This window comes from Micromonospora sp. HK10 (assembly GCF_000982955.1).
GTDB lineage: Bacteria > Actinomycetota > Actinomycetes > Mycobacteriales > Micromonosporaceae > Micromonospora.
On sequence record NZ_KQ058716.1, the window covers coordinates 1 to 6435 of the forward strand.

The following is a 6435-nucleotide window of genomic DNA, read 5'->3' on the forward strand; positions in this document are numbered from 1 at the left end:
ACCGCGGTGGTGGCCGTCGCCCTTCGGGCCGGGCGCGCCGGCGGCCCGACCGCGCCCGGCTCGACAGGCCCGGTGGTCGAGATCGCGATAGGCTGACCGGGTGGATCGTGCCGAACTGTCCATCGCCGTACACCGGACCGGGGACGAAGCCGTGCTTCGCCTGGCCGGTGAGATCGACATGCTCACGGCCGCCCAGCTGTCGACGGTGGTCAATGAGGTGCTGGCCGACCCGCCGCCCCGCATCGTGCTCGACCTGGGCGGGGTGACCTTCTGCGACTCGCAGGGCCTGGGCACCCTGGTGGTGCTCAGCCGCAAGGCCAGTCACGCCCAGAGCCTGCTGGTCCTGAGCAACGTCGGCGACTTCCTGCTCCGGGTCCTCGACATCACCGGCCTCCGCAGCGCCCTCATGATCCGCAACGAAACCGCCCCCTGACCCACCCCACCCACCCCACCCACCCACCCACCCCCTCCCCCGCCCCCTGCCTGCTGCGTTGATCAAGGAGTTTGCGTCCGCGCCCGGCGCGTCAGGGACGCAAACTCCTTGATCAACGTGGGTGGGGGGTCAGGTGGTGGGGGGTCAGGTGGCCGGGATGTCGCGGCGGTGGAGGGTGGTCAGGCCGGCGGCGGTGAGGGCCAGGGCCAGGGCGGTCAGCAGCCAGAGCGGGGTGGCGCTCCAGGCGGTCCGGAGGACCTGCGGGGTGTGGGTGAACGGGGACAGGTCCAGTAGCCACTGGTCGAGCTGGAGCACCGCGCCGAGCTGACCGAGCAGCACGCAGACCGCCAGCAGCGCCCAGGCCGCCGGTGCCAGGCGTGGCGCCAGGCCGAAGAGCAGCACCGCCAGGCCGGCCAGCACCCAGGCCGCCGGCGCCTGGGCCAGGCCGGCCGCGGTCATCCGGCCCAGCTGCCCCGCGTCGTGCACGCTGATGCTGTAGGTGAGGCCGATCGCCAGCCCGGTCACCGCCAGCACCACCACCGGGCCGAGCAGCGCGAAGACCACGTGGGAGAGCAGCCAGGCCGAGCGGCGCGTGCCGGTGGCCAGCAGCGGCTCCGCCCGGCCGGCGGTCTCCTCGGTCCGCATCCGCAGCGCGGCCTGCACCCCGTACCCGGCCGCGGCCAGCCCGGCCAGGCTGAGCGTGGCCCCGAGGTACGCGTCGGCCAGCCCGGAGGCGCCGCCGAGCCGGGACATGATCTCTTCGAGCTGCCGGTTCCCCGCCACCGAGCGTCCGGCGGCCTCGGCCGCGCCGCCCAGGATCAGCCCGAGCAGGGCAAAGCCCACCGACCACCAGAGGAGCTGGCCCCGGTGCAGCCGCCAGGCCAACCCGAACGGCCCGGCCAGGGACGGCCCGGCGGTGGCCGGGCCGAGCCGGGGCGGCAGCATCCCGGCGCCCACGTCGCGGCGCACCGACAGGGGGTACGCCACCGCGGCGAGCAGCGCCGACGCCATCAGCGGCAGGGCCAGCACCCACCAGCGTTCCCCCTCGAACGGGCGCACCCGGGCAGCCCAGCCGAGCGGGGAGAGCCAGCTCGGCCAGTCGTTGCCGGCGGTGTCGCCGACCAGCCGCAGCGCGAAGGCGGCACCGAGCACCGCGATGCCGATCCCCCGCGCGCCGCCCGCCGTCTCGGTGAGCTGGGCGGCCAGCCCGCCGACGGTGGCGAAGACGATCCCGGTCAGCGCGGCGGCCAGGCCGAAGCCGTACGAGCCGGCCGCCGGCAGGCCGGTGGCGGCGAGCCCGGCGGCGGTGAGCAGGCCGAGCAGCAGGTCGGCCGCGTACGTGACGAGCAGTGCGGCGGTGAGCCCGGCGTACCGGCCGAGCACGGTGGCGCCGAGCAGCTCGCGCCGGCCGGCCTCCTCCTCGGTGCGGGTGTGCCGGATGACGGTGAGCAGGCTGGCCAGCCCGACGATGACGAGCAGGAAGCCACTCCGCTGGGCGGTCAGCGCGCCGACGCTGTCGCCGTACACCGGGCCGAGCAGCGCGATGATCGACGGGTTGCGGGCGGTGCCGGCGGTGTACGCGGCCCGCTCGGCGGCGGTGGGGAAGAGCTCGAAGAAGCTGGCCGCGTATGACATCGGCAGGACCGCGAGGACCAGCACCCAGAGCGGGAGCAGGAAGCGGTCCCGGCGCAGGATCAGCCGGACCAGGTGCCGGGTGCCGGTGAGGGTGCTCATGCGACCACCTCGCTCCGCTCGGCGGCCGCACCGGGCGCGGCCACGCGGTTCGCTGGCTGACGCTCGCTCATCGGGTCAGCTCCTCGGGGGCCGCCTCGTAGTGCCGCAGGAACAGCTCCTCCAGCGTCGGCGGCGTGCTGACCAGGCTGCGTACGCCCAGCTCGGTGAGGCGGCGCAGGGCGGCGTCCAGGGCCGGGGTGTCCACGTCGAAGCGCACCCGGTTGCCGTCGGTCCGCAGGTCGTGCACGCCGGGCAGCTCGGCCAGGCCGTCGAGCGGGCCGGCCAGTTCGGCGTCGATCGAGGTGCGGTGCAGGTGCCGCAGGTCGCCGAGGGTGCCGGACTCGACGGCGCGGCCGTTCCGGATGATCGTCACCCGGTCGCAGAGCGCCTCGACCTCGGCCAGGATGTGGCTGGAGAGCAGCACCGTGCGGCCGTCCTGCTTGGCCCGGCGGACCCAGTGCTGGAAGACCTCCTCCATGAGCGGGTCGAGGCCGGAGGTCGGCTCGTCCAGGATGAGCAGTTCGACGTCGGAGGCGAGGGCGGCGACCAGGCCGACCTTCTGCCGGTTGCCCTTGGAGTAGGCCCGGCCCTTCTTGCGCGGGTCCAGCTCGAAGGAGTCCAGCAGCTCGGCCCGGCGCTTCGGGTCGAGCCCGCCGCGCATCCGGCCGAGCAGGTCGATCACCTCGCCGCCGCTGAGGTTGGGCCAGAGGGTGACGTCGCCGGGCACGTACGCGAGCCGGCGGTGCAGGGCGACGGCGTCCCGCCAGGGATCACCGCCGAGCAGCCGGACGGCCCCCGCGTCCGCCCGCAGCAGGCCGAGCAGCACCCGGATGGTGGTCGACTTGCCGGAGCCGTTGGGGCCGAGGAAGCCGTGCACCTCCCCGGTGCGGACGGTCAGGTCGAGTCCGTCGAGCGCTCTGGTCCGGCCGAAGGTCTTCACCAGGCCGGACACCTCGATTGGGGTTTCCATACTTCGGAAGCTACGCTCGTTTCACAAACTTGTGAAGATGGTGAGATCTGAGAGACGATCAGGTGTGATGAGCGAGACGACGCCGATGACCGAGCCGCCCCAGCCGGACGAGGAAGAGGTCCACCTCTTCGTCGAACGGATGGCGATGGCCTTCGCGGACGTCGGCTTCCCCCGCATGGCGGGCCGGGTGCTCTTCACCGTGATGAGCGCGGACGAGCCGCTCACCGCCGCCGAGATCGGCGAGCGGCTGGGGGTCAGCGCCGCCGCCGTGTCCGGCGCGGTGCGCTACCTCACCCAGTTCGCCATGCTGGTCCGCGAGCCGGTCAAGGGCTCCCGGCGGGACCGCTACCGGATGCCGGTCAACCCCTGGTACGAGGCCACCATCACCAAGACCGGCCTCTACAAGAACTTCATCGACATCGCCAACGGCGGGGTGGACGCGCTGGGCGGGCGGGACACCCCGGCGGGCGAGCGGGTCGCCGAGATGCGGGACTTCTTCCTCTTCGTCCAGGAGGAGATCGACGCCCTCGGCGAACGCTGGCGGGCCCGGCGCGCCGCGACCGGGCACGACGGCCGGGCCGACGGCTGAGCGCTCAGCCGGCGTTGCCCCAGCGGGCCTGCTCCAACAGGTCCACGGCGCGGTCCCGGGACGCCGCGTCGTCGTCGGCGCGCAGCAGGGCCGTCGCCTCGTCCACCGCGTCGGTGAGCACCCGCCACTGGGCGTCCCGCTCCCGCACCAGGTCGGACTGGGCGGCGAGCTGCCGGGTCTTCACCCACAGCTCGACGAAGACCGAGACCTTGGCCCGCAGCACCCACGGGTCGAAGGGCTTGGTCAGGTAGTCGACCGCGCCCACCGCGTAACCACGCAGCGCGAGCTGGGCGTCCTTGTCCGCCGCGGTGAGGAAGATGATCGGTACGTGCCGGGTGCGCTCGCGCCGCTTGATGTGGGTGGCCGTCTCGAAGCCGTCCATGTCCGGCATCTGCGCGTCGAGGAGGATCACCGCGAAGTCGTCGACGAGAAGCTGCTTCAACGCCGCCTCGCCGCTCTCCACGGCGACCGACTGCACCGGAAGCCCCTGCAGGATCGCCTCCAGGGCCATCAGGTTCTCCCGCCGGTCGTCCACGAGCAGCGCCTTGGCCAACTGGGTCACGAAGTCTCCTCGCCTCGGCTCCGGTTGATCCAGGACGCCATCAGCTCGATCAGCTCGTCCAGGTCCACCGGCTTGGTGATGTAGTCGCTGCCCCCGGCCGCGATCGCGGACTCCCGGTCGCCCGGCATCGCCTTCGCGGTCAGGAAGACGATCGGCAGGTCCGCGAAGCGGTGATTCCGGCGGATCTGCCCGGTCGTTTCGTACCCGTCCTGGTCCGGCATCATGGCGTCCATCAGCACGATGTCCACCTCCGGATGCTCGGCCAGTTGGCGGACCCCGTCCGCCCCGTTGTCCGAGTACAACACGGTCATGCCGTGAAGTTCCAACGCGGAGGTGAGCGCGAAGACGTTCCGGACGTCATCGTCGATGATCAGGACGGTCACCCCGTCCAGGCGGCGCGCGGTCGGCGTCTGCGCCGGCTGCGGCAGCTCCATCGGCATCAGCAGGGACGACGGCAGGCCCGCCCGCTGCGGCGACGGCGGCGCCGGCGCCACCACCGCGTCCGGCGCCAGCACATCCGGTACGAAGAGGGTGAACGTGGAGCCCTGACCGGGCGCCGACGACACGGTGATCATGCCGCCGATCAGTCGGGCCAGGTCCCGGCTGATCGACAGGCCGAGGCCGGTGCCGCCGTACCGCCGGCTGGTGGTGCCGTCGGCCTGCTGGAACGCCTCGAAGATCAGCGAGAGCTTGTCGTCGGAGACGCCGATCCCGGTGTCGATCACCGAGAAGGCGATGACCCGCTGGGCGTTGGTCAGCGCCGGCACGTCGAAGACCGCGTTCTCGGCGGCCGGGGCGATCCGCAGCGTCACCGCGCCGTTGTCGGTGAACTTGACCGCGTTGGAGAGCAGGTTGCGCAGGATCTGCTGCAACCGCTGGGCGTCGGTGACCAGCGCCGGCGGCAGCTCCTTGCTGACCCGGACCTGGAAGTCGAGGCCCTTCTCCTCGGCCTGCGGGGCGAACGCCTGCTCGACGTAGCCGCGGATCTCCGAGAAGCGGATCTCGGTCGGTTCCACGTCCATCCGGCCCGCCTCGATCTTGGACAGGTCGAGGATGTCGTCGATCAGCGAGAGCAGATCGGAGCCGGCGCTGTGGATCGTGCGGGCGAACTCGATCTGCTTCGGGCTGAGGTTCTGCTCCGGGTTCTCCGCCAGCAGCCGGGCCAGCAGGAGCAGCGAGTTCAGCGGCGTACGCAGCTCGTGGCTCATGTTCGCCAGGAACTCCGACTTGTACGCCGACGCCCGGGTGAGCTGCTGCGCCTTCTCCTCCAGGCCGAGCCGGGCCAGCTCGATCTCCCGGTTCTGCGTCTCGATGTTGGTCTTCTGCTCCGACAGCAGCCGGGCCTTGTCCTCCAGCTCGGCGTTGGTGCGCTGGAGTTCCGCCGACTGCTCCTGCAACTCGTGGGCCAGCCGCTGGGACTGGGCCAGCAGCTCCTCCGTGCGCCGGTTGGCCTGGATGGTGTTGACCGCCACCCCGATGGTCAGCACCAGCCGCTCCAGGAACGCCAGGTGCAGCTCGGAGAAGGTGGTCACCCCGGCGAACTCGATCACGCCGAGCAGCTCGCCCTCGAAGAGCACGGGCAGCACCACCAGGTCGGCGGGGGGCGTCTCGGCCAGCCCGGAGCGCAGCACCAGCCGACCGTCGGGCTGGGTGTTGACCCGGATGGTGCGCCGGGAGAGCGCGGCCTGCCCGACCAGTCCCTCGCCCGGCCCGAAGGTCACGTCGTGCCCGCGGGCCACGTACCCGTACGAGGCGGTGAGCCGCAGCCGCACGCTCCCCTCGGAGCTGTCGGCCAGGAAGAACGCGCCGAGCTGCGCGTCGACCAGCGGGGTCACCTCCATCATGATCATCCGGCAGACCTCGCCGAGATCCCGCTGACCCTGGAGCAGGCCGCCGATCCGGGCCAGGTTGGAGTCCAGCCAGCCCTGCTCGGCGTTCTTCTTGGTCGTCTCCCGGAGGGTGACGATCATCTGGTTGATGTTGTCCTTCAGCTCGGCGACCTCGCCCTGCGCCTCGACCGCGATCCGCTGGGTCAGGTCGCCCCGGGTCACCGAGGTGGAGACCTGGGAGATCGCCCGGAGCTGGGTGGTGAGGGTCGAGGCGAGCTGGTTGACGTTCTCGGTGAGGTCCCGCCAGGTGCCGGAGAC

The 6435-nt window shown here is 72.2% G+C and carries 6 protein-coding genes; 2 read left to right on the forward strand and 4 right to left on the reverse strand.

Annotated features, from left to right (window positions below; genetic code table 11):
• Positions 1-100 precede the first annotated feature (100 nt).
• Positions 101-433, forward strand: a complete 333-nt coding sequence (locus tag LQ51_RS06790) for an STAS domain-containing protein (protein WP_046563819.1) — start codon at positions 101-103, stop codon at positions 431-433.
• 144 nt (positions 434-577) lie between these two features.
• On the opposite strand, the gene LQ51_RS06795 is transcribed toward LQ51_RS06790, so the two are convergent.
• Both LQ51_RS06795 and LQ51_RS06800 read right to left on the reverse strand, forming a co-directional pair.
• On the reverse strand, positions 578-2167 hold the full coding sequence (locus LQ51_RS06795; protein ID WP_046563820.1) for an ABC transporter permease: 1590 nt from the start codon (positions 2165-2167) through the stop codon (positions 578-580).
• 67 nt (positions 2168-2234) lie between these two features.
• A complete protein-coding gene (locus LQ51_RS06800; RefSeq protein WP_046563821.1) occupies positions 2235-3137 on the reverse strand; it encodes an ABC transporter ATP-binding protein in 903 nt (300 codons plus the stop codon).
• Positions 3138-3204: 67 nt separating this feature from the next.
• Here LQ51_RS06800 and LQ51_RS06805 point away from each other — a divergent pair, with 67 nt between their 5' ends.
• Positions 3205-3726: a GbsR/MarR family transcriptional regulator gene (locus tag LQ51_RS06805; RefSeq protein WP_231605479.1), complete on the forward strand. Its 522-nt coding sequence runs from the start codon at positions 3205-3207 to the stop codon at positions 3724-3726.
• A 4-nt stretch (positions 3727-3730) separates the two neighbouring features.
• Here LQ51_RS06805 and LQ51_RS06810 read toward each other — a convergent pair whose 3' ends face one another.
• Together LQ51_RS06810 and LQ51_RS06815 are read right to left on the reverse strand one after the other, a co-directional pair.
• On the reverse strand, positions 3731-4288 hold the full coding sequence (locus LQ51_RS06810; protein WP_046563822.1) for a response regulator: 558 nt from the start codon (positions 4286-4288) through the stop codon (positions 3731-3733).
• Positions 4285-6435, reverse strand: a 2151-nt coding sequence (locus LQ51_RS06815; protein WP_046563823.1) for a hybrid sensor histidine kinase/response regulator, incomplete at its 5' end; no start/stop codon positions are given. The genes LQ51_RS06815 and LQ51_RS06810, both read right to left, overlap by 4 nt.

Bases quoted from the DNA above. Each gene is read 5' to 3' on its own strand.
- LQ51_RS06795 (WP_046563820.1), bottom strand. From the start codon at position 2,167: ATGAGCACCCTCACCGGCACCCGGCACCTGGTCCGGCTGATCCTGCGC.
- LQ51_RS06800 (WP_046563821.1), bottom strand. From the start codon at position 3,137: ATGGAAACCCCAATCGAGGTGTCCGGCCTGGTGAAGACCTTCGGCCGG.
- LQ51_RS06805 (WP_231605479.1), top strand. From the start codon at position 3,205: ATGAGCGAGACGACGCCGATGACCGAGCCGCCCCAGCCGGACGAGGAA.